Genomic DNA, 24596 nt, shown 5'->3' with positions numbered 1-24596 from the left:
GCGGTCGCTACAGGCACCCCGGCAGCGTCCGCTTGTTGCGCGCGGCGAGATTGCGCGCGGCGAGCTGGTCGTCTGCCGGGTAGCCGACCTCCTCCAGGGTGAGGCCGTGCGGGCGCAGCACCTTGACGGCGGAGTGCCGTACCCGCCCGCCGAGCACCTCCGCGGGGAACTCCGCCGGCCGGTGCCCGTCGCCGACCAGGATCATCGCGCCGATCAGCGCGCGCACCATGTTGTGGCAGAAGGCGTCGGCGCGCACGGTGGCGACGGCGAGGCCGTCGGCGGTCCGCTCCCAGTGCAGGTCGAGCAGCGTGCGGATGGTGGTGGCGCCCTCGCGCTTCTTGCAGTACGCGGCGAAGTCGTGCTCGCCGAGCAGCAGGTCGGCAGCGGTGTTCATGGCGGCCACGTCCACCGGGCGGTCGTGCCACAGCACGTGCCCGCGCAGCAGCGGGTCGACGCCGCCGGGATGGTCGCCGACCCGGTAGGCGTACCGCCGCCAGACCGCCGAGAACCGGGCGTTGAAGCCGGCCGGCGCCGGCGCGACCTGCCAGACCCGCACGTCCCACGGCAGCCGGCCCGCGAGCCGCCGGCGCAGCTTGCCGCCCTCGGCCTCCCACACGTCCTGCGGCAGGTCCAGGTGCGCGACCTGCCCGCGGGCGTGCACGCCGGCGTCCGTTCGGCCCGCGACCGTCAGCTCGACGGGCACGGAGTCGTCCAGCCGCAGCACCGTCCCGATCGCGGCCTCCAACTCCCCCTGCACGGTCCGCTGCGTCCGCTGCCTGGCCCACCCGGAGAACCCGGCCCCGTCATAGGACAGGTCGAGCCGCACCCGCACCAGCCCGGCACCGGGGCCGTTCTCCTCGCTCATCCGCCCAGTCTCCCAGAGCCGCCGACGGGCCCGTTCACCTGCCGAAGGGCAGCACCCGCTCCGATAGGATCTGACCATGACGAACGACGATCCTCAGGCCGCCAAGCCACAACCTCCCGTGGTGATCGAGGATGTCTTCGAGGGGTTGCGGACCGATGTCGAGGTCGAGCAGGATCCGCAGGAAGGTGTCACCGCGGAGGACCACGAGACCGACTCGACGGAATTCTTGGAATCTCCCCAGATCAGGGTAATCACCAGCCAGTTCTCGCTGAGGAACATCCTCGACCTGATCGATGAGGGTTCGATCGAGCTGGCACCGGACTTCCAACGCGCTTATGTGTGGAGACCCGAACAGAAGTCCCGCCTGGTGGAGTCGGTGCTGCTCCAGATCCCTCTGCCGGCTTTCTACTTCGCCGAGAACAGGGACGGCGGGTTCAAGGTCGTGGACGGTTTGCAACGGCTGTCCACTCTGCACGATTTCACTCGCGGCGGCGAGGACGCGTTCAGGCTCGAGAACATGGAATACTTGACATTTGGAAACGGGAAGAAATTCGCCGAACTCCCGCCGCCCTGGCAGCGGCGGATGAACAATGCGCAACTCACCGTCTATGTCATTGACCCCACGACGCCTCCGCACGCTGTGTACGACATCTTCCTGCGCATCAACACCGGCGGCACCCCGCTCAACGCGCAGGAGATCAGGCATTCCATGAGCGAGCCCCGCAGCCGGGAGATCCTCAAGGTGATGACGCGGATGCCCGAGTTCGATGAAGCGACCGGACTCGCCGGCCACGTCAGGATGAACGACCGCGAGGTCGTCCTCCGGTTCGCGGCCTTCTGGCTCCAAGGCGTGGATGGGTACATGAACATGCCGGACATGAATCGCTTTCTCCAGGTCACGACGCAGATCCTGGACGATTCCGAGTCCGCCTCGGATTCCCGGGTGGACGATTTGCGAGTCGACTTTCGCAGAGCCATGCACAACGCGAAACTAGTGTTCGGCGAGCACGCCTTCCGCAAGTGGCCGCTCGGCGACGAGTCACGCAGACCCATCAATCGCGCACTCTTCGAGACCTGGTCCATCGCATTGGCGCGGTACACCGCGGATGACGTCACCCGTCGAAAGAACGAGATCGTGCGGGCAGCTCGCGAGCGTATGGCCTTCGACCTGGACTACCTCGACGCCATCACCTCCTCGACCAGCGACCGCAGGCGGGTCGCCTACCGCTTCGAGAAGGCCGCCGAGGACGCGGCAGCCGGGCTGTGATCACGTCGCTGCGCGTGCAGCACTTCAAATGCTTCTCCGACCTCGCCCTCGCCCTGCGCCCTCTGACCGTGCTCACCGGATTCAACGGGGCGGGCAAGAGCAGCGTGGTCCAGTCCCTCCTGCTCGCCCGGGAGGCCTCGGGGAAGCCGCCGGGGGCCGGCGTCCGCCTGAACGGCCCGTACGGGCTCGCGCTCGGCGAGGCCCAGGAGCTGCTACACCCGGACGCGCCCACGGCCGAGTTCGGCGTCGAACTGCGCGAAGGCGACCGCCGGTGGGACTACCGCTTCGGCGTCCCCGACGAGCGCGCCCTGCACCTGGACGTCCGGGCCGCCCCGGACGCGGCGCCGCCCGGACTGGACCGGACCGGCTTCGGCTTCACCTACCTCGGCGCCGAACGCCTGGGGCCGCGCGACATCCTGGAGGTCTCCGGCGAGGCGCCCGCCGACCTCGGCGTCGGTGTCCGCGGGGAGCACACCGCCCAGGTGCTGGCCCTCAGAGAACTCCGGGTGACCCGGTTGGCACTCAACGTCCGCGCGCCGCTGATGTTTCCCAGCAGCGAGGTGAACCTGCTGCGGACACAGACCGAGGCTTGGGCGTCGCACATCATCCGGCCGCTGCGGATCGAGGCGCAATGGGCCGCCGGAATGGCAGCGAGCGCGCTGCGGCTGCTCGGACCCGGGGGCGATGTCATCCGCCCCGCAAACACCGGGTTCGGAGTGTCGTACGCCCTGCCTGTCATCGTGGCCGGGCTGATGACCGGCCCCGGAGACATGCTGATCGTAGAGAATCCCGAAGCGCACCTCCACCCCGCCGGCCAGTCACGGCTTGGCGGCTTCCTGGCGCGGGTGGCTGGCAGTGGGGTGCAGGTGATCGTGGAGACACACAGCGACCATGTACTCAACGGGGTCCGCCTCGCGGCGGTCGCCGATGAGCTGCTGCCGCCATCCGATGTGGTCATCCACTTCTTCGAGGAGGCGGGGGCGACGGCCATCGATGTTGGCGCCCGGGGCGACCTGTCATCGTGGCCGTCCGGCTTCTTCGACCAGATCGAGGACGACCTGGGAAGGCTGGCCCGTGCCCGGCGCCGCAGGTGAGCCGTACCGGCTGGTCGTCGACCATACGAGCCTGGACTTCAGCGGTCACTCCAGCTCCGCCCTGTCGGACCTGCTCGACGACTTCAGCGACGCGCTGGAGGACCTGCAGACCCAGCACGAGGTAGCCGCGTGGACCGCCTGGGTCGAGCACCCGTGCCGTGCAGGCGAACCACTGCATGTGTTCCTCTACCAGCGCGGCCCAGCTTCGGAGACGGCCTCACCGGATGCCAAACGGCGCCTGAGCCTGCTCATGGACCGATGCCGCCTCTGGGACGACGACGAAGCGGAGCTGACGCCTGATGGCGTGCACGTGGCAGGCGCGCACCATCCGTGGCCGTCGGCAGCGGGACACGCCCTGCGCCGGTCCCTCCAGGGCACCACTACCGCCTGCCTCCTCTTCCCCACCGCGGCCACATCCTCCGGCTGGCAGCCGGTGGAATCGGACGACGGTACGGCGACGGTCTTCTTCCTCCGCGACGGCAGCGAACTGCCCGATTTCTGGCGAGCGCTCTTCGACCGCGAGGATGTCGACGAAACCCGCTTCAGGACACTGGCGGCGACGGCCTTCCCCGCGCTCGTGCTGGCCGATTCGCTCTCCTTCGGCAAGTTCCAGGGCCACTACCGGGATCTGCGCCCATGGGTGGTCCGGGTGCTGGCGGCGACGAATGACCACTTCCCCACGGCGATGACGGCAGGCGCGGGCATCCCGAAACAGGTGCAGGCGGCGCTCGGGGGGCATGGCGTCACGCTCTCCCCGGAGGGCCCGAAGACGCACGCGAACGAGGCGGCGATGAAGGAACGGGACGTCGAGCACGACGGGGAGACGTACCGATGTGAATGGCACGCCAAGCAGCACCCCACCCGCAACCGCGTGCACTTCTCACTGCCTGATCAGCGTCTCGGCGGCCGGATTCTGGTCGGCATCTTCACAGAGCACCTGACCATCTGAACGTGGGCGGGCCCGCACCCCCTCGCAGGGGTGCGGGCCCGCCCGTGGGCATCAGGACGCTCAGGCGTCCTTGGACTCCTCGTCCGCCTCGGCGTCCGCCGGAGCGGCGTCCTCGGTCGGGGCGGCGTCCTTCGTGTCGTCCTTCTTGACGTCGGCCAGGGCCTCGTCGCCCGCCTTGTCCTTGGCGGTGCGCTTGGTCGCGGCCTCGGCCTCGCGGACCGCGGTCTGCTCGACGGTCAGCGCCTCGACCAGCTCGATGATCGCCATCGGCGCGTTGTCGCCGCGGCGCGGGCCGATCTTGGTGATCCGGGTGTAGCCACCCGGGCGGTCGGCGTAGCGCGGGCCGATCTCGGCGAAGAGCTGGTGCACGATGCCCTTGTCCGTGATGGTCTGCAGCACCTGGCGACGGTTGTGCATGTCGCCCTTCTTCGCCTTGGTGATCAGGCGCTCCGCGACCGGGCGCAGCCGGCGCGCCTTGGCCTCGGTGGTCTTGATGTGACCGTGCTCGAAGAGTGCCTTCGCGAGGTTCGCGAGAAGCAGCTTCTCGTGCGCGGCGCTGCCGCCCAGACGGGCACCCTTGGCGGGCTGCGGCATGATCTTTCTCCTTCTGACTGCACCGGCCGTACCAGGTACCGATGTCAGGACCCCGCGAGCGGCTGCGCGCGGGCATATGGTTTCGGGGCTTGCGCCCCGGTGGCCCCGACAGGGGCGCGAGGAACTGCGCGCTCAGCCACAGCGCACCCGCGGGTCGTCACCGGCCCGAAGGGGCTGTTGCGGTCGCATCCGGACCACCGGCCGGTGGCGGGTTGCTCGCGCAGTTCCTCGCGCCCCTGACGGGGCGCATGTCCTCGGTTTAATACTGCTCGGTCTCCACGAAGCCCGCGTCCACGTCGTCGTCGGCGCCGAAGGCGTCGGCCGCGGCCGTGGGGTCGAATCCGGGGGGGCTGTCCTTGAGGGCCAGGCCCATGCCGGCGAGCTTCGCCTTGACCTCGTCGATCGACTTCGCGCCGAAGTTGCGGATGTCGAGCAGGTCCGCCTCGGAGCGGGCCACCAGCTCGCCCACCGAGTGGATGCCCTCGCGCTTGAGGCAGTTGTACGAGCGGACCGTGAGCTCGAGCTCCTCGATCGGCAGCGCCAGGTCCGCGGCCAGGGCCGCGTCCGTCGGCGAGGGGCCCATGTCGATGCCCTCGGCGTCGACGTTGAGCTCGCGGGCCAGGCCGAACAGCTCGACCAGGGTCTTGCCGGCCGACGCCATGGCGTCACGCGGCCGCATGGCCTGCTTGGTCTCGACGTCGACGATCAGCTTGTCGAAGTCGGTGCGCTGCTCGACACGGGTCGCCTCGACCTTGTAGGTGACCTTGAGCACCGGGCTGTAGATGGAGTCGACCGGGATCCGGCCGATCTCCTGGCCCTGCTGCTTGTTCTGCACCGCGGAGACGTAGCCGCGACCGCGCTCGACGGTCAGCTCCATCTCCAGCTTGCCCTTGGCGTTCAGCGTGGCGAGCACCAGGTCGGGGTTGTGCACCTCGACACCGGCCGGCGGCGCGATGTCGGCGGCGGTGACGGCACCCGGGCCCTGCTTGCGCAGGTACATCACGACCGGCTCGTCGTGCTCCGAGGAGACGACCAGCTGCTTGATGTTGAGGATGACGTCGGTCACGTCCTCCTTGACGCCGGGCACGGTGGTGAACTCGTGCAGGACGCCGTCCACCCGGATGCTGGTGACTGCGGCACCGGGAATGGAGGACAGGAGGGTACGGCGGAGGGAGTTGCCGAGGGTGTAGCCGAAGCCCGGCTCCAGCGGCTCGATCACGAACCGGGAGCGGAACTCGTCAACGACCTCTTCGGTCAACGACGGACGCTGAGCGATCAGCATGGGGTGATTCCTTCAGTCGTGGGCGCCCGCTATTTGACGCCCCCTGTACTACGAGGGTACGGGCGGTACGCCGGTTTCCCGTCATACCGCCCGTTCCGCGAACCGCTACCCGGGCTTACTTCGAGTAGAGCTCGACGATCAGCTGCTCCTGCACCTGGGTGTCGATCACCTGGCGCTCGGGCAGGCTGTGCACGAGGATCCGCAGCTTGCCGGCGTTCGACTCGAGCCACGCGGGCACGGTCTTGTCGCCGGCCTCGCCCTGCGCCACCGCGAACGGAGTCAGGTTACGAGAGCGCTCGCGGACCTCGATGATGTCGTTCACGGCGACGCGGGCCGACGGGATGTCGGTCTTGGTGCCGTTGACGGTGATGTGTCCGTGCCGGACCAGCTGACGGGCGTGGTCGCGGGACTTGGCGAAGCCGGCCCGGTAGACCACGTTGTCGAGGCGGGTCTCAAGGATGCGAAGCAGGTTCTCACCGGTCTTGCCGGACTTCTGGTTCGCTTCCTTGTAGTAGTTCACGAACTGCTTCTCGAGGACACCGTAGATGCGAGCGCACTTCTGCTTCTCACGAAGCTGGAGCAGGTACTCGCTGTCCTTGGTGCGCCCGCGTCCGTGCTCACCCGGGGGGTAAGGACGGATCTCGATCGGGCACTTCGCGCTCTCGCACTTAGCTCCCTTGAGGAAGAGCTTCTGCTTCTCCCGACGGCAACGCTTGCAGTCGGCCCCGGTGTATCGCGCCATGTTTTCGTGTCTCCTGTATCAGCTGGTCAGACGCGGCGGCGCTTCGGCGGGCGGCAGCCGTTGTGCGGGGTCGGGGTGACGTCCTGGATCGAGCCGACCTCCAGGCCGGTGGCCTGGAGCGAGCGGATCGCGGTCTCCCGGCCGGAGCCGGGGCCCTTCACGAAGACGTCCACCTTGCGCATGCCGTGCTCCTGCGCGCGACGGGCGGCCGACTCGGCGGCCATCTGCGCGGCGAAGGGAGTGGACTTGCGCGAGCCCTTGAAGCCGACGTGACCGGCGGAGGCCCAGGAGATCACGTTACCCGCGGGGTCGGTGATCGAGACGATGGTGTTGTTGAACGTGCTCTTGATGTGGGCGTGCCCGTGAGCGACGTTCTTCTTTTCCTTGCGGCGCACCTTCTTGGCTGCGCCCTGACGGCCCTTAGGAGGCATGTGTCGAATTCTCCCGGTGGAGGTGGTCGGTCCTGCGGCGAAGACCGTTGGGGGTCTGGCTCAGGACTACTTCTTGCCCGGCTTCTTCTTACCGGCGATGGCGCGACGCGGGCCCTTGCGGGTGCGGGCGTTGGTGTGGGTGCGCTGACCGTGGACCGGCAGGCCACGACGGTGACGCAGACCCTGGTAGCAGCCGATCTCCACCTTGCGGCGGATGTCGGCCTGCACCGAACGACGGAGGTCACCCTCGGTCATGTAGTTCTCGTCCACCCAGCGGGCGATCTTGACGAGGTCTTCCTCGGCGAGGTCGCGCACCCGGGTGTCGGGGTTCACACCGGTGTTCTTCAGGGTCTCCTGCGCACGGGTCCGCCCGATGCCGAAGACGTAGGTCAGTGCGACCTCGACGCGCTTCTCGCGCGGGAGGTCAACGCCTGAAAGGCGTGCCATTTTCTGGGCTCCTGGTGAGTTCGGAGGTCTTCCACAGCACCGGTTCCCGCCCGCCGACCGCTCCCGGTCGGGGAGCAGTGGTACGAACCGGGTCTCCGGCCTCCGCCGGAGGTGTCGTCCCCTTCAGCAGGGGACGGGTGCTGCGTATACACGTGTGTCGCGTCGCGCGAAGTTCTGCGAGTGCGGGTGGTCGGCGTACGTCAGCCCTGGCGCTGCTTGTGGCGCAGGTTGTCGCAGATGACCATGACCCGGCCGTGACGCCGGATCACCTTGCACTTGTCGCAGATCTTCTTGACGCTCGGCTTGACCTTCATGGGATGTCAGGTTCTCCGGGTCTTGAGATCTACTTGTAGCGGTAGACGATCCGTCCGCGCGTCAGGTCGTAGGGAGACAGCTCCACCACGACCCGGTCATCGGGGAGGATACGGATGTAGTGCATCCGCATCTTGCCGCTGATGTGCGCGAGGACCTTGTGACCGTTCTGCAGCTCCACCTTGAACATCGCGTTCGGCAGAGACTCGATCACGGTGCCCTCGATTTCGATGGCGCCTTGCTTTTTGGCCATGTCCTGCTTTCGGGATCGGCTACCTTGGTCGGCTGCGGGCATGCCGGAAGACACGCGACAGCCGACGTGTCAGTCTACGGCACGGCACCCGGAAAGACGAATCCGGCATGTATGCCCGTCATTCAAGATCATTAAGCGGCGACGGCACCGGCGATCGCGCCATCGGCCGGACGGTTCAGGCCAGCGGGTCGGGTGCGGCCGTCACGCCGTACTCGGCGAGCTTGGCCCGGCCGCAGTCACGGGCGGTGAGCACCAGCGGCCCCGCGTCGGTCAGCGCGATCGAGTGCTCCCAGTGCGCGGCCCACGAACCGTCGTCGGTGCGGACCGTCCACTCGTCCGGCATCACATGCGTGCGCGGGGTGCCGAGCGTCACCATCGGCTCGATCGCCAGGCACACCCCGGGGATCAGCTTGATGCCCCGGCCGCGCTTCTTGGTGACGTAGTTCAGCAGGTGCGGGTCCATGTGCATCTCGGTGCCGATGCCGTGGCCGCCGTAGTCCTCGACGATGCCGTACTTGCCGGAGGACGGGCGCGGCTGGCGGCGGATGTACGACTCGATGGCCTGCGAGATGTCCTCAAGCCGGTGGCCCTTGCGGAACGCGGCGATGCCGGCCCACATGGACTCCTCGGTGACCCGGCTCAGCTCGACCAGCTCGGGGGCGTGGCCGGTGCCGACGAAGCAGGTGAAGGCCGCGTCGCCGTGCCAGCCGTCCACGATCGCGCCGGCGTCGATCGAGATGATGTCGCCGTCCTTCAGCACGGTGGCCCGGTCCGGGATGCCGTGCACCACCACGTCGTTGACCGAGGTGCAGATCGAGCCGGGGAAGCCGCCGTAGCCCAGGAAGTTCGGCTTGGCGCCGTGGTCGGCGATCACCTTGGCGGCGACCTCGTCCAGGTCCTTGGTGCTGCTGCCGGCCACCGCCGCCTCGCGGGTGGCCTCGTGGATCGCCGCGACGACCAGGCCGGCCTCGCGCATCTTGGCGATCTGCTCGGGCGTCTTGATCTCCACCATGCGGCTGACGCCTTCCTTGTCTTTCGTCGGCTTCGGTGTCTTCGGTGTCTTCGGTGTCTTCGGGTATCCGTTCAACGATACGGCCGTGGTGCCCGTCGGGGCACCACGGCCGTAGCGCGTGCTGACTGTGCTGTCGCGCGGTTCGGGGGCGCTACGCGGCGCCTTCGCCGTCCTCGTCGCGCCGGTCCTCCAGCGCTTCCATCGCCCGCCGGGTGACGTCCGCCACCGGGCCGAGCGCCGAGATCGTCACCACAAGGTCCTGCCGCTTGTAGTAGTCGATGATCGGCTCGGTCTCGCGGTGGTAGACCTCGATGCGGTTGCGGACGGTGGCCTCGGTGTCGTCCACCCGCTGGTACAGCTCGCCGCCGCACTCGTCGCAGACGCCCTCGGTCTTCGGCTGCTTGTAGTCGATGTGGAAGACGTGCGCGCTGTTGTTGCGGCAGATCCGGCGGCCGGCGATCCGCTTGACCACCTCGTCCTCGGGGACCTCGAGGTCGAGCACGCCGTCCAGCGCGATGCCGTGCGAGGTCAGGTACGCGTCCAGCGCCCGCGCCTGGAACTCGTTGCGCGGGAATCCGTCCAGCAGAAAGCCCTCGGCGGCGTCCGCCTGGTCCAGCCGGTCCTCGGCCATCCCGATGGTCACCTCGTCAGGCACCAGGTTTCCGGCGTCCATGTACGCCTTGGCCTGCTTGCCCAGGTCGGTGCCGCTGGTGATGTTGGCGCGGAACAGGTCGCCCGTGGAGATGTGCGGAATCGACAGGTTCTTGGCGAGGAACGCGGCCTGCGTCCCCTTGCCGGCGCCGGGCGGCCCGACCAGGACGATTCGCATCAGCGGAGGAACCCTTCGTAGTTACGCTGCTGGAGCTGGCTCTCGATCTGCTTCACGGTCTCCAGGCCGACACCCACGATGATCAGGATGCTGGTGCCGCCCAGCGGGAAGCTGCCGTTGCTGCCGTTGAAGATCGCGATGGCGACCGTCGGGACGAGAGCGATGAGCCCCAGGTACAGCGAGCCCGGCCACGTGATGCGGTTCAGCACGTAACTCAGGTACTCGGCGGTGGGCCGGCCTGCCCGGATACCCGGGATGAACCCACCGTACTTCTTCATATTATCCGCCACTTCCTCGGGGTTAAACGAGATGGCGACGTAGAAGAACGCGAAGAAGACGATGAGCAGGAAGTAGGCCGCCATGTACACCGGGTGGTCGCCCTTGGTCATGTTGCGGCTGATCCACTGGGCCCAGCCCGCGGTGGAGCCGGAGAACTGGACGATCAGCGCCGGGATGTAGAGCAGCGAGGACGCGAAGATGACCGGGATCACACCCGCCTGGTTGACCTTCAGCGGGATGTACGTTGACGTGCCGCCGTAGGAGCGGCGGCCGATCATCCGCTTCGCGTACTGCACCGGGATCCGGCGTTGCGCCTGTTCGACGAAGACCACCAGGCCCACGATCGCCAGGCCGACCGCGATCACCGCGAAGAACTCGATCCAGCCGCCGGCCAGCTTGCCGGAGACCTTGATCGCCCACAGCGAGCTCGGGAAGGTGGCGGCGATACCGACGAACATCAGGATCGACATGCCGTTGCCGATGCCGCGGTCGGTGATCAGCTCGCCCAGCCACATGATCGCCACGGTGCCGGCCGTCATCGTGACCACCATGGTGATGGTCGTGAAGATCGACTGGTTCGGCACGATCTGGTCGTTCGCCTGGCAGGTGGAGAACAGGCTGCCGGAGCGGGCGGTGGCCACCAGGCCGGTGCCCTGCAGGATCGCCAGCGCCACCGTCAGGTACCGGGTGTACTGGGTGATCTTGGCGGTGCCCGCCTGGCCTTCCTTCTTCAGCGCCTCGAGCCGCGGAATGACCACGGTGAGCAGCTGGAGGATGATGCTGGCCGTGATGTACGGCATGATCCCCAGCGCGAAGATGGTCAGCTGGAGCAGCGCCCCGCCGCTGAACATGTTCACCAGGCCGAAGAGGCTGTTGTTGCCCTTCGTGTCCTTGATGCACTGGTTGACCACGCTGTAGTCGATCCCCGGCACGGGGATATGCGTTCCGAGGCGGTAGATCACCACGATACTCAGCGTGAACAACAGCTTCTTGCGCAGGTCGGGCGTCCTGAACGCCCGTGCGAACGCGGTGAGCACGGTGCCTCCTGCACCCCCCGCGCAGGGCGGAAGGACGGTCCGGGGGTTTCGAAGAGAGCTTCTGACTGAGCTTGCGACTGGTGGTGTGGCGACGACGCGTGTCACATCCGCGAAAACGCAAAGGCCTTGCGGAGGATAACAGCGAGCGCCACCTTACCGGCGGCGTCGCCCACTAGGAACGACGCGTCAGGGCATGAAAGTTCCATGAACGAGCCAACCGGGGGCGCCCCTTGGCTGGGGCGCCCCCGGTCGGATGTGGCATCGGTCTCAGACCAGCTCGGTCACGGAACCGCCGGCGGCGGCGATCTTCTCCTTGGCGGAGCCGGAGACCGCGTCAACGGTCACCGTCAGCGCCACCGAGACCTCGCCGGTGCCGAGCACCTTGACGAGCTGGTTCTTGCGCACCGCACCCTTGGCGACCAGATCGGCCACCGTGACCTCGCCGCCCTCGGGGTAGAGGACAGCGAGCTTGTCCAGGTTGACGACCTGGTACTCGGTGCGGAACGGGTTCTTGAAGCCCTTGAGCTTCGGCAGCCTCATGTGGAGGGGCATCTGCCCGCCCTCGAAGCGTGCCGGCACCTGGTAGCGGGCCTTGGTGCCCTTGGTGCCACGACCGGCCGTCTTGCCCTTGGACGCCTCGCCGCGACCCACACGGGTCTTGGCGGTCTTGGCGCCCGGGGCCGGACGGAGGTTGTGGATCTTGATGGGGCTGTCACCCATGTCAGTCGACCTCCTCGACCGTGACGAGGTGGCGGACGGTCTGGACCATGCCCCGGATCTCCGGACGGTCCTCCTTGACCACCACGTCGTTCAGCCGCTTCAGGCCGAGCGAACGCAGGGTGTCACGGTGGTTCTGCTTGCTGCCGATGTAGGACTTGGTCTGCGTGACCTTGAGGCGGGCCATTACGCACCCACCCCGGCACGCGCACGCAGCAGGGCGGCGGGCGCGACGTCCTCGATCGGCAGGCCACGGCGGGCCGCGATCTCCTCGGGCCGCTGAAGGCCCTGGAGCGCCGCCACGGTGGCGTGCACGATGTTGATCGCGTTGTCCGAGCCGAGGCTCTTGGACAGCACGTCGTGGATGCCGGCGCACTCCAGGACGGCGCGCACCGGGCCACCGGCGATCACGCCGGTACCGGGCGAAGCCGGCTTGAGCAGCACGACGCCCGCGGCCTTCTCACCCTGGATCGGGTGCGGGATGGTGCCCTGGATACGGGGGACCTTGAAGAAGTGCTTCTTGGCCTCCTCCACACCCTTGGCGATGGCGGCCGGCACCTCCTTGGCCTTGCCGTAGCCGACACCGACGGTGCCGTCACCATCGCCCACCACGACCAGCGCGGTGAAGCTGAAGCGACGACCACCCTTCACAACCTTGGCGACGCGATTGATCGCGACGACACGCTCGACATAAGCGGTCTTCTCGGCCTGCTGGCCGCCGTCCCGCCGGTCCTTACGGTCCCGTCGCTCGCCGCCACCGGCACCGCTTCCGCGGCGCTGGGGTCCAGCCATTGGAATTACCTCTCTTCGTTATCCACTAGCTACGGAACCGGTCAGAACTTCAGACCGGCTTCGCGGGCGGCGTCCGCGAGGGCGGCGATGCGCCCCGCGTACTGGTTGCCGCCACGGTCGAACACGACTGCCTCGACACCCTTGGCCTTCGCACGCTCGGCCACCAACTGGCCGACCTGCTTGGCCTTGGCGCTCTTGTCGCCTTCGCCGCCGCGGATGGACGCGTCGAGGGTTGACGCTGACGCGACCGTGTGGCCGGCCAGGTCGTCGATGACCTGCGCCACGATGCCGCGGTTGGACCGCGTCACCACCAGGCGCGGGCGCTCCGACGTACCCGAGATGCGCTTGCGTACCCGGATGTGGCGCCGCTTGATCGCGGCACCCTTGTACGCCTTGCCCTTGGCGATCTTCACACCGTATGCCATGGCTACTTACCAGCCTTTCCGACCTTGCGGCGGATGACCTCGCCGGCGTACTTGACGCCCTTGGCCTTGTACGGGTCGGGCTTCCGCAGCTTGCGGATGTTGGCCGCCACTTCGCCGACCTTCTGCTTGTCGATGCCCTCGACCGAGAACTTGACCGGGGACTCGACCTTGAAGGAGATGCCGTCAGGCGCCTCGACGAGAATGGGGTGGCTGTAGCCCAGCGCGAACTCCAGGTTGGAGCCCTTCGCCTGGACCCGGTAGCCGACGCCGCTGATCTCCAGCGACTTGCTGTAGCCCGTGGTCACGCCGGTGATCATGTTCGCCACCAGCGTGCGGGACAGGCCGTGCAGGGCCTTCGAGACACGCTCGTCGTTGGGGCGGGTGACCAGCAGCACGCCGTCCTCGCCCTTAGCGACATCGATGGGCGCGGCGACGGTGTGCGAGAGGGAGCCCTTGGGGCCCTTCACCGCAACCGTGCGGCCGTCGATGGTGACGTCCACTCCGGCGGGAACCGAGATGGGCAGCTTGCCGATTCGCGACATTGCTATACCTCGCTTTCCCGGTTACCAGACGTAGGCGAGGACTTCCCCACCCACGCCCTTCTTCTGCGCCTGCTGGCCGGTGAGCAGCCCGTGCGACGTGGAGATGATCGCCACGCCCAGGCCGCCGAGCACCTTCGGCAGGTTGGTGGACTTTGCGTAGACCCGAAGGCCCGGCTTGCTGATCCGCTTGATGCCGGCGATCGAACGCTGGCGCTCCGGACCGAACTTGAGCTCGAGGACGAGGTTCTTGCCGACCTCGGCGTCCTCGACCTTCCAGCCGGTGATGTAACCCTCCTGCTGGAGGATCTCCGCGATGTGCGACTTGATCTTGCTGAAAGGCATCGTCACATCGTCGTGGTACGCCGAGTTGGCGTTACGCAGACGGGTGAGCATGTCTGCGATGGGGTCGGTCATGGTCATGAGTTGGCCCTGGGCCTCTCTCGCCGGGGTTTCCTGATGCTCCGTCCTTCTCCCCCGGGATCCCGGGGACGGGTGCGGTGCGGTGGACCTACGGCGTAGTAAGTCAATACTTACCGAGAGTACCTGGTTGATCCCGGGTGGGATTACCAGGAGCTCTTGGTCACGCCCGGCAGCTCGCCGCGGTGGGCCATCTCACGAAGGCACACACGGCACAGGCCGAACTTGCGGTAGACGGAATGCGGCCGGCCGCAGCGCTGGCAGCGGTTGTAGGCGCGCACAGCGAACTTGGGCTTGCGAGCGGCCTTAGCGATCAGAGCCTTCTTCGCCACGGTCAGTTCTCCTTGAACGGGAAGCCGAGGTGACGAAGGAGGGCACGACCCTCGTCGTCGTTGGTCGCCGTGGTCACCACGGTGATGTCCATGCCCCGGACCCGGTCGATCTTGTCCTGGTCGATCTCGTGGAACATGACCTGCTCCGTGAGACCGAAGGTGTAGTTGCCCCGGCCGTCGAACTGCTTGGGCGAAAGACCGCGGAAGTCGCGGATACGCGGCAGCGCGAGCGACAGCAGCCGGTCCAGGAACTCCCACATCCGGTCGCCGCGCAGCGTGACGTGCGCGCCGATCGGCTGACCCTCACGCAGCTTGAACTGCGCGATGGACTTGCGGGCCTTGGTGACCTGCGGCTTCTGGCCGGTGATCGTGGCGAGGTCGCGGATCGCGCCCTCGATCAGCTTGGAGTCGCGGGCGGCGTCGCCCACACCCATGTTGACCACGATCTTGGTGAGGCCGGGGATCTGCATGACGTTCTCGTAGGAGAACTCCTCACGCAGCTTGCCGGTGATCTCCTCGCGGTAGCGCGTCTTCAGACGCGGCGACGCGTGCGTCGTAGCGGCGGCAGTAGTCATCAGATGTCCTCACCGGTCCGCTTGGCAACGCGGATCTTGTTGCCCTCGTCGTCGAAGCGGTAGCCGACGCGGGTCACGACCTTCTTGCCGTCCTTCTCCACAACGAGCTGAACGTTGCTGATGTGGACGGGGGCCTCGGTGGTGATGATGCCGCCGGTCTTGGAACCGCGGTCGGTCTGGCCGGCCTTGGTGTGCTTCTTGACCCGGTTGACACCCTCGACGAGGACTCGGTCCTGCGTGGGGTAGGCCACGATGACCTTGCCCTGCTTGCCCTTGTCCTTACCGGTGATGACCTGGACCAGGTCGCCCTTCTTGATCTTCATCGGTTACAGCACCTCCGGCGCGAGCGAGACGATCTTCATGAACTTCTTCTCGCGCAGCTCACGGCCCACCGGGCCGAAGATACGGGTGCCGCGGGGGTCGCCGTCGTTCTTGAGCAGCACGGCGGCGTTCTCGTCGAACCGGATGTACGAGCCGTCGGCACGACGGCGCTCCTTGACGGTACGGACGATGACGGCCTTGACGACCTCGCCCTTCTTCACGTTGCCACCGGGGATCGCGTCCTTGACGGTGGCGACGATGACGTCACCGATTCCCGCGTAGCGGCGACCCGAGCCACCGAGAACACGGATGCAAAGGATCTCCTTGGCACCAGTGTTGTCGGCGACACGAAGTCGCGACTCCTGCTGGATCACGTCTATCTCCTGTTTGTCGCGTCGGTTCCCGGCGGGGGCGCATCGCGTGCGCCCACCGCCGAGCCTGACGGAACGGTCCTGAGGGGGTGCCCTCAGGGATTTCTGGTTCCGGCCTGCTGTACTACTTGGCCTTCTCGAGGATCTCCACGACGCGCCAGCGCTTGGTGGCCGAGGTCGGGCGGGTCTCCATCAGGAGGACCCGGTCGCCGATGCCGGCCGCGTTCTGCTCGTCGTGCGCCTTGAGCTTGTTCGTACGGCGGATGACCTTGCCGTACAGGGCGTGCTTCACGCGGTCCTCGACGGCGACCACAACGGTCTTGTCCATCTTGTCGCTGACCACAAGGCCCTCACGGGTCTTGCGGAAGCCGCGCTGCTCAGCAGTCTTGTCAGTCACATTCGTCTCGCTCATCAGGCGCTCTCCACGCTCTCCACCGTCTCGATGCCCAGCTCGCGCTCACGCATGAGGGTGTAGATCCGGGCGATGTCCTTGCGGACCGTCTTGAGCCGGCTGTTGTTCTCAAGCTGTCCGGTGGCGCCCTGGAAGCGGAGGTTGAACAGCTCTTCCTTGGCCTCACGCAGCTTGCCGACGAGCTCCTCGTCGCCGAGCTGGCGCAGCTCGGTCGCCTTGGTACCGGCCGCCATCACGACTCACCTGCCTCGCGCCGCACGATGCGGCACTTCATCGGAAGCTTGTGCGCGGCGCGGGTGAGCGCCTCGCGGGCAACCTTCTCGTTCGGGAAGGACAGCTCGAACATCACCCGACCGGGCTTGACGTTCGCGATCCACCACTCCGGCGAACCCTTACCGGAACCCATGCGGGTCTCGGCCGGCTTCTTGGTCAGCGGGCGGTCCGGGTAGATGTTGATCCAGACCTTGCCGCCACGCTTGATGTGCCGGGTGATGGAGATACGAGCGGACTCGATCTGCCGGTTGGTCACGTAGGCGGGGGTCATCGCCTGGAGGCCGTACTCGCCGAACGCGAGCTCGGTGCCGCCCTTGGCCATACCGCGCCGAGTGGGGTGGTGCTGCTTGCGGTGCTTGACCCTGCGGGGGATCAGCATGGTACTTAGCCTTCCGTTCCGGGGGTCTCGGCGGCCGGAGCCGCGGCCGGGGCCTCGACGGAAGCGGTCGCCTCGGCCTTGGCGGCCGGTGCCGGTGCTCCGTCGGTCTGCGGACGACGGCCGCGGCCGCCGCGCTCGCCACCGCGGCGCTGCGGACGCTCGTTGCCACCGCCGCGGGCCGGACGGTTCCCGGCGCGGGCGGCGGCGTTGTCGGCGCGGACCTCGGCGATGTTCTTGACGTCGCCCTTGTAGATCCACACCTTCACGCCGATGCGGCCGAAGGTGGTCTTGGCCTCGAAGAAGCCGTAGTCCACGTTCGCGCGCAGGGTGTGCAGCGGGACCCGGCCCTCGCGGTAGAACTCCGAGCGGGACATCTCGGCGCCGCCGAGGCGTCCGCCGCACTGGATCTTGATGCCCTTGGCGCCGGCCTTCAGCGTGCCCTGCATGCTCTTGCGCATGGCACGGCGGAAGGAGACACGCGAGGACAGCTGCTCGGCGACGGCCTGGGCCACCAGCTGAGCGTCCATCTCGGGGTTCTTGACCTCGAGGATGTTCAGCTGGACCTGCTTGCCGGTCAGCTTCTCCAGGTCACCGCGGATGCGGTCGGCCTCCGCGCCGCGGCGGCCGATGACGATGCCCGGCCGGGCGGTGTGGATGTCGACGCGGACGCGGTCGCGGGTGCGCTCGATCTCCACCTTGGAGATGCCGGCCCGCTCCATGCCCTGCGTCATCATCTTGCGGATGGCGACGTCTTCCTTGACGTAGTCCTTGTACAGCTTGTCGGCGTACCACCGGGACTTGAAGTCCGTGGTGATGCCGAGCCGGAACCCGTACGGGTTAACCTTCTGGCCCATTACCGGGTCCCTTCCTTGCTGGCGAGGACCACGGTGATGTGACTGGTCCGCTTACGGATCCGGTAGGCACGCCCCTGGGCGCGCGGCCGGAACCGCTTGAGGGTCGGGCCCTCGTCCACGTACGCCTCGCTGACGAACAGCGTCTGGGCGTCGGTGTGGTCGTAGTTGTGCGCGGCGTTGGCGATGGCGCTGTCGAGCACCTTGCCGACCGGCACGCTCGCGGCCTGCGGGGTGAAACGCAGGACCGCCTGAGCCTCCGTGGCATCCATGCCACGGATGAGGTCCACCACGCGGCGGGCCTTCATGGGCGTGACGCGGATGTACCGCGCCTGGGCCCTGGCTTCCATGGTTGTCCCTTCCGTGTCTGACTTGGTCATTGGTACGGCTCTCCCGCCGATCAGCGACGACGCGACTTGCGGTCGTCCTTCTCGTGGCCGCGGAAGGTACGGGTCGGCGCGAATTCGCCGAGCTTGTGGCCGACCATCGACTCAGTGACAAACACCGGGACGTGCTTACGGCCGTCGTGCACCGCGATCGTGTGGCCGAGCATGGCCGGGATGATCATCGAGCGGCGGGACCAGGTCTTGATGACGTTCTTGGTGCCTGCCTCGTTCTGTACGTCCACCTTCTTGCTCAGGTGGTCGTCGACGAAGGGCCCCTTCTTGAGACTGCGCGGCATCTGAACCCGCTCCTAGCGCTTCTTGTTCGTCTTGCGGCGGCGGACGATGTACTTGCTCGATGCCTTCTTCGGCGAGCGCGTACGACCTTCCTTCTGACCCCAGGGCGAGACCGGGTGGCGACCACCGGAGGTCTTGCCCTCACCACCGCCGTGCGGGTGGTCGACCGGGTTCATGGCGACACCGCGGACGGTCGGGCGAACGCCCTTCCACCGCATACGGCCGGCCTTGCCCCAGTTGATGTTCGACTGCTCGGCGTTGCCGACCTCGCCGATGGTGGCGCGGCAGCGCACGTCCACCATCCGGACCTCGCCGGACGGCATGCGAAGGGTGGCCATGGTGCCCTCCTTCGCCAGCAGCTGCACCGAAGCGCCCGCGGAGCGGGAGATCTTCGCGCCGCCGCCGGGCCGCAGCTCGATCGCGTGGATCGTGGTACCCACCGGGATGTTGCGCAGCGGCAGGTTGTTGCCCGGCTTGATGTCGGCGTTGGGGCCGTTCTCGATCCGGTCGCCCTGCGAGAGGCGGGCCGGGGCGAGGATGTAGCGCTTCTCACCGTCGGCGTAGTGCAGCAGTGCGATGCGCGCGGTGCGGTTGGGGTCGTACTCGATGTGCGCGACCTTGGCGGGCACGCCGTCCTTGTCGTGCCGACGGAAGTCGATCACTCGGTAGGCGCGCTTGTGGCCACCACCCTGGTGGCGAACGGTCACACGACCGGCGTTGTTACGGCCGCCCTTGCTGTGCAGCGGGCGGACCAGCGACTTCTCCGGCGTGGACCGCGTGATCTCGACAAAGTCGGCGACGCTGGAGCCACGACGGCCCGGAGTCGTCGGCTTGTACTTGCGGATACCCATTTCTCAGTCCTCGGAAAGATCCGGACTTCTGAACGCTCCGGCCCCCGTTAGGAGACCGGACCGCCGAAGATGTCGATTCGGTCGCCCTCGGCAAGGGTCACGATGGCGCGCTTGGTGTTGGCGCGCTTGCCGAAACCGGTGCGGGTGCGCTTGCGCTTGCCCTGCCGGTTGATCGTGTTCACCCCGGTGACCTTGACCGAGAAGACCGCCTCGACGGCCTGCTTGATCTGGGTCTTGTTCGCACGCGGATCGACGACGAAGGTGTACTTGTTCTCGTCGAGCAGCGCGTAGCTCTTCTCGGAGACCACCGGCTTGATCAGAAGGTCACGGGGGTCCGTGAACGTCTTGCTGGTGATCACCGCGGCCGTGGCCTCGACGGTCTCGGTCGTGTCGCTCATCAGGCGTCGCTCCCTTCGAGCTCGACCTCTTCGACACCGGCGTCCGCACCGGTGAAGCGGTCGAAAGCGCTCTTGGTGAAGACCACGTCGTCGGAGACGAGCACGTCGTACGTGTTCAGCTGGCCGGCCTCCAGGATGTGCACCTGGGGCAGGTTGCGGGCGGACAGCCACCCGGCCTCGTCGGCGCGCTCGATGACCAGCAGCACGTTCTTGCGCTCACTGATCTTGCCGAGCAGCGTCCTGGCGGCCTTGGTGGAAGGCGTCTCGCCCTCGATCAGGTCCGAGACGACGTGGATGCGCTCGTGGCGGGCCCGGTCGGTCAGCGCACCGCGCAGGGCGGCCTTGACCATCTTCTTCGGGGTCCGCTGCGAGTAGTCACGCGGGTGCGGGCCGTGCACGACGCCACCGCCGGCGAACTGCGGGGCGCGGGTCGAACCCTGGCGGGCCCGGCCGGTGCCCTTCTGGCGGTACGGCTTGCGGCCACCACCGCGGACCTCGCCACGCGTCTTGACCTTGTGCGTGCCCTGACGGGCGGCGGCCAGCTGCGCGACGACGACCTGGTGGATCAGCGGGATGCTGACCTTGGCGTCGAAGATCTCGGCCGGGAGCTCTACGGTCCCGGCGGTGTCGCCCGACGGCGACAGGAGGTTAATGGTGCTCATATCCTTCAGGCCCCCTTGGCCGCGGTGCGGACCAGGACGAGGCCGCCGTTCGGACCCGGGATCGCGCCCTTGATGAGCAGCAGTCCCTTCTCCGCGTCAACGGCGTGGACGGTCAGGTTCTGGGTGGTGACCCGCTCGTTGCCCATCCGGCCCGCCATGCGCATGCCCTTGAAGACACGCCCAGGGGTGGCGCAGCCACCGATGGAACCGGGAGAGCGGTGCTTGCGCTGGACACCGTGGCCGGCGCCGAGGCCCTTGAAGTTGTGACGCTTCATGACACCGGCGAAGCCCTTGCCCTTGCTCTTGCCGGTCACGTCCACCTTGAGACCCGCCTCGAACACCTCGGCGGTGATCTCCTGGCCGAGGGTGTACTCGGCGGCGTCGGCGGTGCGCAGCTCCACGAGGTGGCGGCGCGGGGTGACGTCGGCCTTGGCGAAGTGGCCCTTGAGGGGCTTGTTCACCTTGCGCGGGTCGATCTCGCCGAAGGCGATCTGGACCGACTCGTAGCCGTCGGCGTCGTTCGTACGGACCTGGGTCACGACGTTCGGGCCGGCCTTGACGACGGTGACTGGGACGACGCGGTTGTTCTCGTCCCAGACCTGGGTCATGCCGAGCTTCTCGCCCAGGATGCCCTTGATCTGCTTGGTCATCTTCTCCGCGCCTCTCAGAGCTTGATCTCGATGTCGACGCCGGCCGGAAGGTCCAGGCGCATCAACGAGTCAACGGTCTTGGGCGTCGGGTCGAGGATGTCGATCAGGCGCTTGTGCGTGCGCATCTCGAAGTGCTCGCGCGAGTCCTTGTACTTGTGCGGCGACTTGATGACGCAGTACACGTTCTTCTCAGTGGGCAGCGGCACCGGGCCCGCGACCTGTGCACCGGTACGGGTCACCGTCTCGACGATCTTCTTCGCCGAGGAGTCGATGACCTCGTGGTCATAGGCCTTGAGCCGGATGCGGATCTTCTGTCCCGCCATGGCTACTCCGTAGTCCTTGTCTATGGATACGCTCTGGCATCCGCTCGCCGACCCACGCGGTCGGGCGTGTCGCGCCGCTGGCCATGATTTTCCGCATGCGGAAATCCCTGATCAGAGGGTTGCGTGGGAGATAAAACCCACCGGATGCCTGGTCGGAGCCGCGCATACGCTTTCCCGGAAGATTCCCGTACGTCCGCCCCAGTGCTGCCCGCTAAGGCAGATAGGACGACGAGTACCGTGGGACTCGCTTCCGGTCCCCCCGACGGGAGGCGCGCAGCATCGGCGCTCGACCGAGCAACTTGAGTAGTTTGCCATACCGGACAGGCCCGTGGCCAATCGAGCCGGGTAGCTTACCCGGGCGCCGGGTACGGCCAAACCCGAGCCGGCGACCCGGGGCCGCCGGGACCCGGCCGCTGCGGGGTTAGGGTCTGCGAGTGACCCACCGGCGTTCGGAGGCAGCCGTATGAAGGCCAGCACCAGCGGCAGCGCTCTGCTGCGGCTGCGCAAGGTCAGCCGTACGTACGGCACCCGGCAGGCGCTGCACCCGCTGGACCTCAGCCTGGCCGCCGGGCAGTGCACCGCGCTGTTCGGGCACAACGGCTCCGGCAAGTCCACGCTGCTGCGGATCGCCAGCGGCCGGGACGCCCCCAGCAGCGGCCAGGCGCTCTTCGCCGGCCGCCCGGTCTCCGAGGACGACCCGGAGGTACGGGCCAGGGTCGCGGTGGTCGGCGACACCGTCGCCTGCTACCCCGACCTCACCGTGCGCGAACACCTCGAACTGGTGACCGTGGCACACGCCGTTGACGACGCGGCCGGCTGGATCGACCAGGTGCTCGCCGACCGCCGGCTGTCGGACCACGCCAACGCCCTCCCGGGCTCGCTGTCCTCCGGCCAGATGCAGTCGCTGCTGCTGGCCTCGGCGCTGGTCCGCCCCCGCGACCTGCTGGTCCTCGACGAGCCCGAACAGCGCCTGGACCCCGACGCCCGCAAGCGCCTGGCCGACCTCCTCATAGCCGAGAAGGCCGACGGCGTCGCCGTCCTCCTCGCCACCCACCAGGTGGACCTGGCCGAGGCGGTGTCCGACCGGATGATCGCCCTGGAGGACGGCGAGGTGATCGCCCAGGGCCCGACCCGGAAGGTCCTCCGCGAGTTGGGCCTCCGCCCGTGAACGAGACGGACGCCGGAGAGCCGCCGGCCGGCGAACGCGCGGAGCTGCCGGAGGTGCGCCCCGATAGGGGCGCGGGGCTGCATCCGATCTGCGGCTGCCACCGCGCGGGCGCGACCAGCCACGATGGACCGGAACCCGACCAGCCGCCGGCCGGGCCCCAAAGGGGCGCGGGGCTGCATTCGATCTGCGGCTGCCACCGCGCGGGCGCGACAAGCCACGACGAGCCCGAGGACGACCAGCAACCTGACGGCCCCGAAAGGGGCGCGGGGAACTGCGCGACCAGCCACGACGGACCGGAACCTGACCAGCTGCCTGACGGCCCCGGGGGCCGCGACGGCCCCGAGGGCCAGGACGACCCCGGCTGGACCGAGGAGGACGACGACCGCACCGCGGAAACCCTGGGCTGGCTGCGCGCCAAGCGCAAGGCTCACCAGCGCCAGCAGCGCCGCGACACCGCCGTCCTCATCTACTGCGCCCTCCTCGCCGTCATCGGCTACGGCAGCGGCCTCGTCGTCCACTTCCTGCGCGAGCTCGAACACGGCGCGCACTACGGCAACGCCGCCGTGGACCTCCAGCGCTCGATTCCCGCCCTCTTCTGCACGGTGACGGCGGCCGTCGCCCTGCTCGCCGCCCGGGACGCCCTGTGGCGCGGTCCCGTCGTGCTGCCCGGGCCGTCCGTCGGCTGGCTGCTCGCCCAGCCCGTGCGGCGGGCCGCGGTGCTGCGGCCCCGGTACTGGCAGTCGGCCGGGATCGCGCTGGTACCCGGCGTGCTCGTCGGCGTGGCCGGCGCCGTCGTCCTGCGGGTGACCGGGCTCGCGTCGATCGGCGCCGCGCTGCTCGCCGCCGTGCCCGCCGCGCTCTGCCTGCCGGCGCTGGCCGTCGCGCTCGGCATGGTCGTCGAACGGCGGCCGGAACTGACCCGTACGGTACGGCGGTTCAGCGCGCCGGTCGTGCTGCTGCTGGCCGCGCTCGGCGCCCAGACCGTCCTGGCCGGGGCGGGCCACCGGGTGCCGGTCCTGGAGCGGATCGAGCTGTGGTCCGGCCCGTGGGGCTGGGCCGCGCAGCCCGAGGTGCGGGCCGCCGGCGGTTCCGTGCCCGGCTGGCCGGCCGCGATCGCCCTCCTCGTCCTGGCCACCGCGGCAGCGGCCTGGCACGGCCACCGGGACGCCGGCCGGGTGCCGACCACCCAGCTGCGGGCCCGCGCGGCCACCGCGAGCACCGTGTCGGCGGCGATGTACTCGATGGAGCTGCGCACGGTGAAGCTCGCGATGGTGGACGCGGGCGGCGACCTGCCCGCGCACCGGCTGCGGCTGCCGCCGCCGAGGGCCGGCCGGTACGGCAAGTACCTCGTCGTGGTGTGGCGCGACCTGCTCACCCTGCTGCGGACGCCCGGCCGGCTCGGCAAGGCGGCGGTTTGGACGGCCTGCGCGGCCGGCACGGCGGCCCTGGGCGTGGACCTCGGCGGGGAGCGCCGCCCGGTGGGGCTGCTGCTCGGCCTGCTGTTCGGCTACTTCGCGGTCGGCGCGCTCGCGGAGCCGGCGCGGCTGGAGACCGACGATGTGCGCAGGTCGGCGTGGTCGCCGTTCCGCTTCCGGACGCTGATGCTCCAGCACGGCGTGGTGCCGCTGGTGCTCGGCGCGGCGCTCGGGGTGCTCGCCGCGATCCCGTTCGCGGTGCACGGGGCCCCGTGGACCCTCCTCCTGATGCCGCTGTGCGCTGCCCCCTTCACGACGGCCGCCCTCTTCGGCGCGTGCCGCGGCCCGGCCCGCACGCAGCTGCTCTTCATCGGCGGCGCCACCCCGATGGGCGGCCCGGGCCCCTTCCTCTTCATGGCCTGGTACGCGGCCGGCCCGCTGATCTCGGTGGGCGGCCTGACCTTCGCCCTCACCTCGGTCCTGAACCACCCGCTGACCGCCGGCGCGGTGGCCCAGACGGCCCTGGCGGCGTTCGCCCTCTCGGCGCTGCTGACGCTGATGACCACGTTCTCCGCGGACCGCCTGATCCGCCATTCCTGACGCCCGCTCTGCGCGGCGCAGCCCGACGCCACCCCCAGGCAACCCGGAA

General features: G+C 68.4%; 36 protein-coding genes and 1 pseudogene. 5 read left to right on the top strand and 32 right to left on the bottom strand.

Going from position 1 to position 24596, the window contains the following annotated elements; all coding sequences use genetic code 11:
• Positions 1–7: 7 nt before the first annotated feature.
• The gene (truA, locus tag ACQPW6_RS24660; RefSeq protein ID WP_433891852.1) at positions 8–865 is read right to left on the bottom strand and encodes a tRNA pseudouridine(38-40) synthase TruA; all 858 of its coding nucleotides are present in this window, start codon (positions 863–865) and stop codon (positions 8–10) included.
• A gap of 76 nt (positions 866–941) precedes the next feature.
• Between truA and ACQPW6_RS24655 the strand changes: the two genes are divergently transcribed.
• From ACQPW6_RS24655 to ACQPW6_RS24645, 3 genes are read left to right on the top strand one after another with little or no spacing between them, the layout of a single operon-like run.
• Positions 942–2132 (top strand): DUF262 domain-containing protein, encoded by a 1191-nt coding sequence (locus tag ACQPW6_RS24655; RefSeq protein ID WP_433891851.1) that lies wholly within the window; start codon positions 942–944, stop codon positions 2130–2132.
• On the top strand, positions 2129–3226 hold the full coding sequence (locus tag ACQPW6_RS24650) for a DUF3696 domain-containing protein (RefSeq protein ID WP_433891850.1): 1098 nt from the start codon (positions 2129–2131) through the stop codon (positions 3224–3226). The genes ACQPW6_RS24655 and ACQPW6_RS24650 overlap by 4 nt, the downstream gene beginning before the upstream one ends.
• Positions 3207–4175 (top strand): hypothetical protein, encoded by a 969-nt coding sequence (locus ACQPW6_RS24645; protein WP_433891849.1) that lies wholly within the window; start codon positions 3207–3209, stop codon positions 4173–4175. The genes ACQPW6_RS24650 and ACQPW6_RS24645 overlap by 20 nt, the downstream gene beginning before the upstream one ends.
• Positions 4176–4235: 60 nt before the next feature.
• Here the strand turns inward: ACQPW6_RS24645 and rplQ are convergent, their stop codons facing one another.
• The 31 genes and pseudogenes from rplQ to rpsJ form a co-directional block, all read right to left on the bottom strand.
• A complete protein-coding gene (rplQ, locus tag ACQPW6_RS24640; RefSeq protein ID WP_433891848.1) occupies positions 4236–4769 on the bottom strand; it encodes a 50S ribosomal protein L17 in 534 nt (177 codons plus the stop codon).
• A 259-nt stretch (positions 4770–5028) separates the two neighbouring features.
• Positions 5029–6051, bottom strand: coding sequence for a DNA-directed RNA polymerase subunit alpha (locus ACQPW6_RS24635; RefSeq protein ID WP_433891847.1), 1023 nt, complete (start codon positions 6049–6051; stop codon positions 5029–5031).
• Between the two features lie 115 nt (positions 6052–6166).
• On the bottom strand, positions 6167–6793 hold the full coding sequence (gene rpsD / locus ACQPW6_RS24630; RefSeq protein WP_433891846.1) for a 30S ribosomal protein S4: 627 nt from the start codon (positions 6791–6793) through the stop codon (positions 6167–6169).
• A gap of 26 nt (positions 6794–6819) precedes the next feature.
• Positions 6820–7224: a 30S ribosomal protein S11 gene (gene rpsK, locus ACQPW6_RS24625; protein ID WP_006376016.1), complete on the bottom strand. Its 405-nt coding sequence runs from the start codon at positions 7222–7224 to the stop codon at positions 6820–6822.
• A gap of 66 nt (positions 7225–7290) precedes the next feature.
• A complete protein-coding gene (rpsM, locus tag ACQPW6_RS24620; protein ID WP_433891845.1) occupies positions 7291–7671 on the bottom strand; it encodes a 30S ribosomal protein S13 in 381 nt (126 codons plus the stop codon).
• Positions 7672–7871: 200 nt separating this feature from the next.
• Positions 7872–7985: a 50S ribosomal protein L36 gene (gene rpmJ / locus ACQPW6_RS24615; protein ID WP_003956441.1), complete on the bottom strand. Its 114-nt coding sequence runs from the start codon at positions 7983–7985 to the stop codon at positions 7872–7874.
• A 29-nt stretch (positions 7986–8014) separates the two neighbouring features.
• Entirely contained in the window at positions 8015–8236 is a 222-nt protein-coding gene (gene infA, locus ACQPW6_RS24610; RefSeq protein WP_003956442.1) for a translation initiation factor IF-1, read from the bottom strand.
• A gap of 175 nt (positions 8237–8411) precedes the next feature.
• On the bottom strand, positions 8412–9248 hold the full coding sequence (gene map / locus ACQPW6_RS24605) for a type I methionyl aminopeptidase (protein ID WP_433891844.1): 837 nt from the start codon (positions 9246–9248) through the stop codon (positions 8412–8414).
• A gap of 151 nt (positions 9249–9399) precedes the next feature.
• Positions 9400–10077, bottom strand: a complete 678-nt coding sequence (locus tag ACQPW6_RS24600) for an adenylate kinase (protein WP_433891843.1) — start codon at positions 10075–10077, stop codon at positions 9400–9402.
• Positions 10077–11393: a preprotein translocase subunit SecY gene (gene secY / locus ACQPW6_RS24595; RefSeq protein ID WP_433891842.1), complete on the bottom strand. Its 1317-nt coding sequence runs from the start codon at positions 11391–11393 to the stop codon at positions 10077–10079. The genes ACQPW6_RS24600 and secY overlap by 1 nt, the downstream gene beginning before the upstream one ends.
• Before the next feature lie 267 nt (positions 11394–11660).
• Entirely contained in the window at positions 11661–12113 is a 453-nt protein-coding gene (gene rplO / locus ACQPW6_RS24590) for a 50S ribosomal protein L15 (protein WP_433891841.1), read from the bottom strand.
• Between the two features lies 1 nt (position 12114).
• Entirely contained in the window at positions 12115–12297 is a 183-nt protein-coding gene (rpmD, locus tag ACQPW6_RS24585; RefSeq protein ID WP_030890715.1) for a 50S ribosomal protein L30, read from the bottom strand.
• Positions 12297–12902: a 30S ribosomal protein S5 gene (rpsE, locus tag ACQPW6_RS24580; protein ID WP_093713222.1), complete on the bottom strand. Its 606-nt coding sequence runs from the start codon at positions 12900–12902 to the stop codon at positions 12297–12299. The genes rpmD and rpsE overlap by 1 nt, the downstream gene beginning before the upstream one ends.
• Before the next feature lie 41 nt (positions 12903–12943).
• Positions 12944–13327: a 50S ribosomal protein L18 gene (gene rplR, locus ACQPW6_RS24575; RefSeq protein WP_433891840.1), complete on the bottom strand. Its 384-nt coding sequence runs from the start codon at positions 13325–13327 to the stop codon at positions 12944–12946.
• Between the two features lie 2 nt (positions 13328–13329).
• Positions 13330–13869, bottom strand: a complete 540-nt coding sequence (rplF, locus tag ACQPW6_RS24570; RefSeq protein WP_433891839.1) for a 50S ribosomal protein L6 — start codon at positions 13867–13869, stop codon at positions 13330–13332.
• Positions 13870–13890: 21 nt separating this feature from the next.
• A complete protein-coding gene (rpsH, locus tag ACQPW6_RS24565; RefSeq protein WP_033177924.1) occupies positions 13891–14289 on the bottom strand; it encodes a 30S ribosomal protein S8 in 399 nt (132 codons plus the stop codon).
• Between the two features lie 143 nt (positions 14290–14432).
• Positions 14433–14618 (bottom strand): type Z 30S ribosomal protein S14, encoded by a 186-nt coding sequence (locus ACQPW6_RS24560; RefSeq protein ID WP_030890724.1) that lies wholly within the window; start codon positions 14616–14618, stop codon positions 14433–14435.
• Between the two features lie 2 nt (positions 14619–14620).
• Positions 14621–15193, bottom strand: coding sequence for a 50S ribosomal protein L5 (rplE, locus tag ACQPW6_RS24555; RefSeq protein WP_433891838.1), 573 nt, complete (start codon positions 15191–15193; stop codon positions 14621–14623).
• Positions 15193–15516 carry a 50S ribosomal protein L24 gene (gene rplX, locus ACQPW6_RS24550; protein WP_433891837.1) on the bottom strand — a complete coding sequence of 108 codons (324 nt, stop codon included), beginning with the start codon at positions 15514–15516 and terminating at the stop codon, positions 15193–15195. Before rplX ends, rplE begins: the two co-directional genes overlap by 1 nt.
• Before the next feature lie 3 nt (positions 15517–15519).
• On the bottom strand, positions 15520–15888 hold the full coding sequence (gene rplN / locus ACQPW6_RS24545) for a 50S ribosomal protein L14 (RefSeq protein WP_103886911.1): 369 nt from the start codon (positions 15886–15888) through the stop codon (positions 15520–15522).
• 121 nt (positions 15889–16009) lie between these two features.
• Positions 16010–16297 carry a 30S ribosomal protein S17 gene (rpsQ, locus tag ACQPW6_RS24540; protein ID WP_433891836.1) on the bottom strand — a complete coding sequence of 96 codons (288 nt, stop codon included), beginning with the start codon at positions 16295–16297 and terminating at the stop codon, positions 16010–16012.
• Positions 16297–16530, bottom strand: coding sequence for a 50S ribosomal protein L29 (gene rpmC / locus ACQPW6_RS24535; RefSeq protein WP_433891835.1), 234 nt, complete (start codon positions 16528–16530; stop codon positions 16297–16299). The genes rpsQ and rpmC overlap by 1 nt, the downstream gene beginning before the upstream one ends.
• Complete coding sequence (gene rplP, locus ACQPW6_RS24530) at positions 16530–16949, bottom strand: 50S ribosomal protein L16 (protein WP_433891834.1); 420 nt, start codon at positions 16947–16949, stop codon at positions 16530–16532. Before rplP ends, rpmC begins: the two co-directional genes overlap by 1 nt.
• Positions 16950–16954: 5 nt before the next feature.
• Positions 16955–17803, bottom strand: a complete 849-nt coding sequence (rpsC, locus tag ACQPW6_RS24525) for a 30S ribosomal protein S3 (protein WP_433891833.1) — start codon at positions 17801–17803, stop codon at positions 16955–16957.
• Positions 17803–18150, bottom strand: a complete 348-nt coding sequence (gene rplV / locus ACQPW6_RS24520) for a 50S ribosomal protein L22 (protein ID WP_433891832.1) — start codon at positions 18148–18150, stop codon at positions 17803–17805. The genes rpsC and rplV overlap by 1 nt, the downstream gene beginning before the upstream one ends.
• Positions 18151–18200: 50 nt before the next feature.
• Positions 18201–18482, bottom strand: a complete 282-nt coding sequence (gene rpsS, locus ACQPW6_RS24515) for a 30S ribosomal protein S19 (RefSeq protein WP_365377388.1) — start codon at positions 18480–18482, stop codon at positions 18201–18203.
• A gap of 12 nt (positions 18483–18494) precedes the next feature.
• Positions 18495–19331 (bottom strand): 50S ribosomal protein L2, encoded by an 837-nt coding sequence (rplB, locus tag ACQPW6_RS24510; protein WP_433891831.1) that lies wholly within the window; start codon positions 19329–19331, stop codon positions 18495–18497.
• A 47-nt stretch (positions 19332–19378) separates the two neighbouring features.
• Positions 19379–19681, bottom strand: a pseudogene (rplW, locus tag ACQPW6_RS24505) (50S ribosomal protein L23); the annotation flags it as partial.
• A gap of 47 nt (positions 19682–19728) precedes the next feature.
• Positions 19729–20391, bottom strand: coding sequence for a 50S ribosomal protein L4 (gene rplD / locus ACQPW6_RS24500; protein WP_433891830.1), 663 nt, complete (start codon positions 20389–20391; stop codon positions 19729–19731).
• 5 nt (positions 20392–20396) lie between these two features.
• Positions 20397–21041 carry a 50S ribosomal protein L3 gene (rplC, locus tag ACQPW6_RS24495; RefSeq protein ID WP_433891828.1) on the bottom strand — a complete coding sequence of 215 codons (645 nt, stop codon included), beginning with the start codon at positions 21039–21041 and terminating at the stop codon, positions 20397–20399.
• A 14-nt stretch (positions 21042–21055) separates the two neighbouring features.
• Positions 21056–21364: a 30S ribosomal protein S10 gene (rpsJ, locus tag ACQPW6_RS24490; RefSeq protein WP_014144312.1), complete on the bottom strand. Its 309-nt coding sequence runs from the start codon at positions 21362–21364 to the stop codon at positions 21056–21058.
• A gap of 463 nt (positions 21365–21827) precedes the next feature.
• Here rpsJ and ACQPW6_RS24485 point away from each other — a divergent pair, with 463 nt between their 5' ends.
• Together ACQPW6_RS24485 and ACQPW6_RS24480 are read left to right on the top strand one after the other, a co-directional pair.
• Positions 21828–22532 (top strand): ABC transporter ATP-binding protein, encoded by a 705-nt coding sequence (locus ACQPW6_RS24485; protein ID WP_433891827.1) that lies wholly within the window; start codon positions 21828–21830, stop codon positions 22530–22532.
• Positions 22529–24547 carry a DUF6297 family protein gene (locus tag ACQPW6_RS24480; RefSeq protein ID WP_433891826.1) on the top strand — a complete coding sequence of 673 codons (2019 nt, stop codon included), beginning with the start codon at positions 22529–22531 and terminating at the stop codon, positions 24545–24547. Before ACQPW6_RS24485 ends, ACQPW6_RS24480 begins: the two co-directional genes overlap by 4 nt.
• The last annotated feature ends 49 nt before the right edge of the window (positions 24548–24596 follow it).

It is taken from the genome of Streptomyces sp. CA-111067 (assembly GCF_050956065.1).
Lineage (GTDB): Bacteria > Actinomycetota > Actinomycetes > Streptomycetales > Streptomycetaceae > Actinacidiphila.
This window is presented reverse-complemented; position numbering and strand designations above follow the sequence as displayed.

What these genes read in the sequence shown, in the direction of transcription:
- rplO (WP_433891841.1), bottom strand. Translation starts at nt 12,113, where the DNA reads ATGGGTGACAGCCCCATCAAGATCCACAACCTCCGTCCGGCCCCGGGC.
- rplB (WP_433891831.1), bottom strand. Translation starts at nt 19,331, where the DNA reads ATGGGTATCCGCAAGTACAAGCCGACGACTCCGGGCCGTCGTGGCTCC.
- rpmJ (WP_003956441.1), bottom strand. Translation starts at nt 7,985, where the DNA reads ATGAAGGTCAAGCCGAGCGTCAAGAAGATCTGCGACAAGTGCAAGGTG.
- rplP (WP_433891834.1), bottom strand. Translation starts at nt 16,949, where the DNA reads ATGCTGATCCCCCGCAGGGTCAAGCACCGCAAGCAGCACCACCCCACT.
- rpsK (WP_006376016.1), bottom strand. Translation starts at nt 7,224, where the DNA reads ATGCCTCCTAAGGGCCGTCAGGGCGCAGCCAAGAAGGTGCGCCGCAAG.
- rplQ (WP_433891848.1), bottom strand. Translation starts at nt 4,769, where the DNA reads ATGCCGCAGCCCGCCAAGGGTGCCCGTCTGGGCGGCAGCGCCGCGCAC.
- ACQPW6_RS24635 (WP_433891847.1), bottom strand. Translation starts at nt 6,051, where the DNA reads ATGCTGATCGCTCAGCGTCCGTCGTTGACCGAAGAGGTCGTTGACGAG.
- rplV (WP_433891832.1), bottom strand. Translation starts at nt 18,150, where the DNA reads ATGGAAGCCAGGGCCCAGGCGCGGTACATCCGCGTCACGCCCATGAAG.
- rpsD (WP_433891846.1), bottom strand. Translation starts at nt 6,793, where the DNA reads ATGGCGCGATACACCGGGGCCGACTGCAAGCGTTGCCGTCGGGAGAAG.
- rpsH (WP_033177924.1), bottom strand. Translation starts at nt 14,289, where the DNA reads ATGACCATGACCGACCCCATCGCAGACATGCTCACCCGTCTGCGTAAC.
- rpsE (WP_093713222.1), bottom strand. Translation starts at nt 12,902, where the DNA reads ATGGCTGGACCCCAGCGCCGCGGAAGCGGTGCCGGTGGCGGCGAGCGA.
- rplF (WP_433891839.1), bottom strand. Translation starts at nt 13,869, where the DNA reads ATGTCGCGAATCGGCAAGCTGCCCATCTCGGTTCCCGCCGGAGTGGAC.
- truA (WP_433891852.1), bottom strand. Translation starts at nt 865, where the DNA reads ATGAGCGAGGAGAACGGCCCCGGTGCCGGGCTGGTGCGGGTGCGGCTC.
- rpsQ (WP_433891836.1), bottom strand. Translation starts at nt 16,297, where the DNA reads ATGAGCGAGACGAATGTGACTGACAAGACTGCTGAGCAGCGCGGCTTC.
- ACQPW6_RS24485 (WP_433891827.1), top strand. Translation starts at nt 21,828, where the DNA reads ATGAAGGCCAGCACCAGCGGCAGCGCTCTGCTGCGGCTGCGCAAGGTC.
- rplD (WP_433891830.1), bottom strand. Translation starts at nt 20,391, where the DNA reads ATGAGCACCATTAACCTCCTGTCGCCGTCGGGCGACACCGCCGGGACC.
- infA (WP_003956442.1), bottom strand. Translation starts at nt 8,236, where the DNA reads ATGGCCAAAAAGCAAGGCGCCATCGAAATCGAGGGCACCGTGATCGAG.
- rpmC (WP_433891835.1), bottom strand. Translation starts at nt 16,530, where the DNA reads ATGGCGGCCGGTACCAAGGCGACCGAGCTGCGCCAGCTCGGCGACGAG.
- rpmD (WP_030890715.1), bottom strand. Translation starts at nt 12,297, where the DNA reads ATGGCCCGCCTCAAGGTCACGCAGACCAAGTCCTACATCGGCAGCAAG.
- rpsJ (WP_014144312.1), bottom strand. Translation starts at nt 21,364, where the DNA reads ATGGCGGGACAGAAGATCCGCATCCGGCTCAAGGCCTATGACCACGAG.
- rplC (WP_433891828.1), bottom strand. Translation starts at nt 21,041, where the DNA reads ATGACCAAGCAGATCAAGGGCATCCTGGGCGAGAAGCTCGGCATGACC.
- ACQPW6_RS24600 (WP_433891843.1), bottom strand. Translation starts at nt 10,077, where the DNA reads ATGCGAATCGTCCTGGTCGGGCCGCCCGGCGCCGGCAAGGGGACGCAG.
- ACQPW6_RS24655 (WP_433891851.1), top strand. Translation starts at nt 942, where the DNA reads ATGACGAACGACGATCCTCAGGCCGCCAAGCCACAACCTCCCGTGGTG.
- map (WP_433891844.1), bottom strand. Translation starts at nt 9,248, where the DNA reads ATGGTGGAGATCAAGACGCCCGAGCAGATCGCCAAGATGCGCGAGGCC.
- rplE (WP_433891838.1), bottom strand. Translation starts at nt 15,193, where the DNA reads ATGACTACTGCCGCCGCTACGACGCACGCGTCGCCGCGTCTGAAGACG.
- rpsS (WP_365377388.1), bottom strand. Translation starts at nt 18,482, where the DNA reads ATGCCGCGCAGTCTCAAGAAGGGGCCCTTCGTCGACGACCACCTGAGC.
- rpsM (WP_433891845.1), bottom strand. Translation starts at nt 7,671, where the DNA reads ATGGCACGCCTTTCAGGCGTTGACCTCCCGCGCGAGAAGCGCGTCGAG.
- rpsC (WP_433891833.1), bottom strand. Translation starts at nt 17,803, where the DNA reads ATGGGCCAGAAGGTTAACCCGTACGGGTTCCGGCTCGGCATCACCACG.
- rplR (WP_433891840.1), bottom strand. Translation starts at nt 13,327, where the DNA reads ATGGCATACGGTGTGAAGATCGCCAAGGGCAAGGCGTACAAGGGTGCC.
- rplX (WP_433891837.1), bottom strand. Translation starts at nt 15,516, where the DNA reads ATGAAGATCAAGAAGGGCGACCTGGTCCAGGTCATCACCGGTAAGGAC.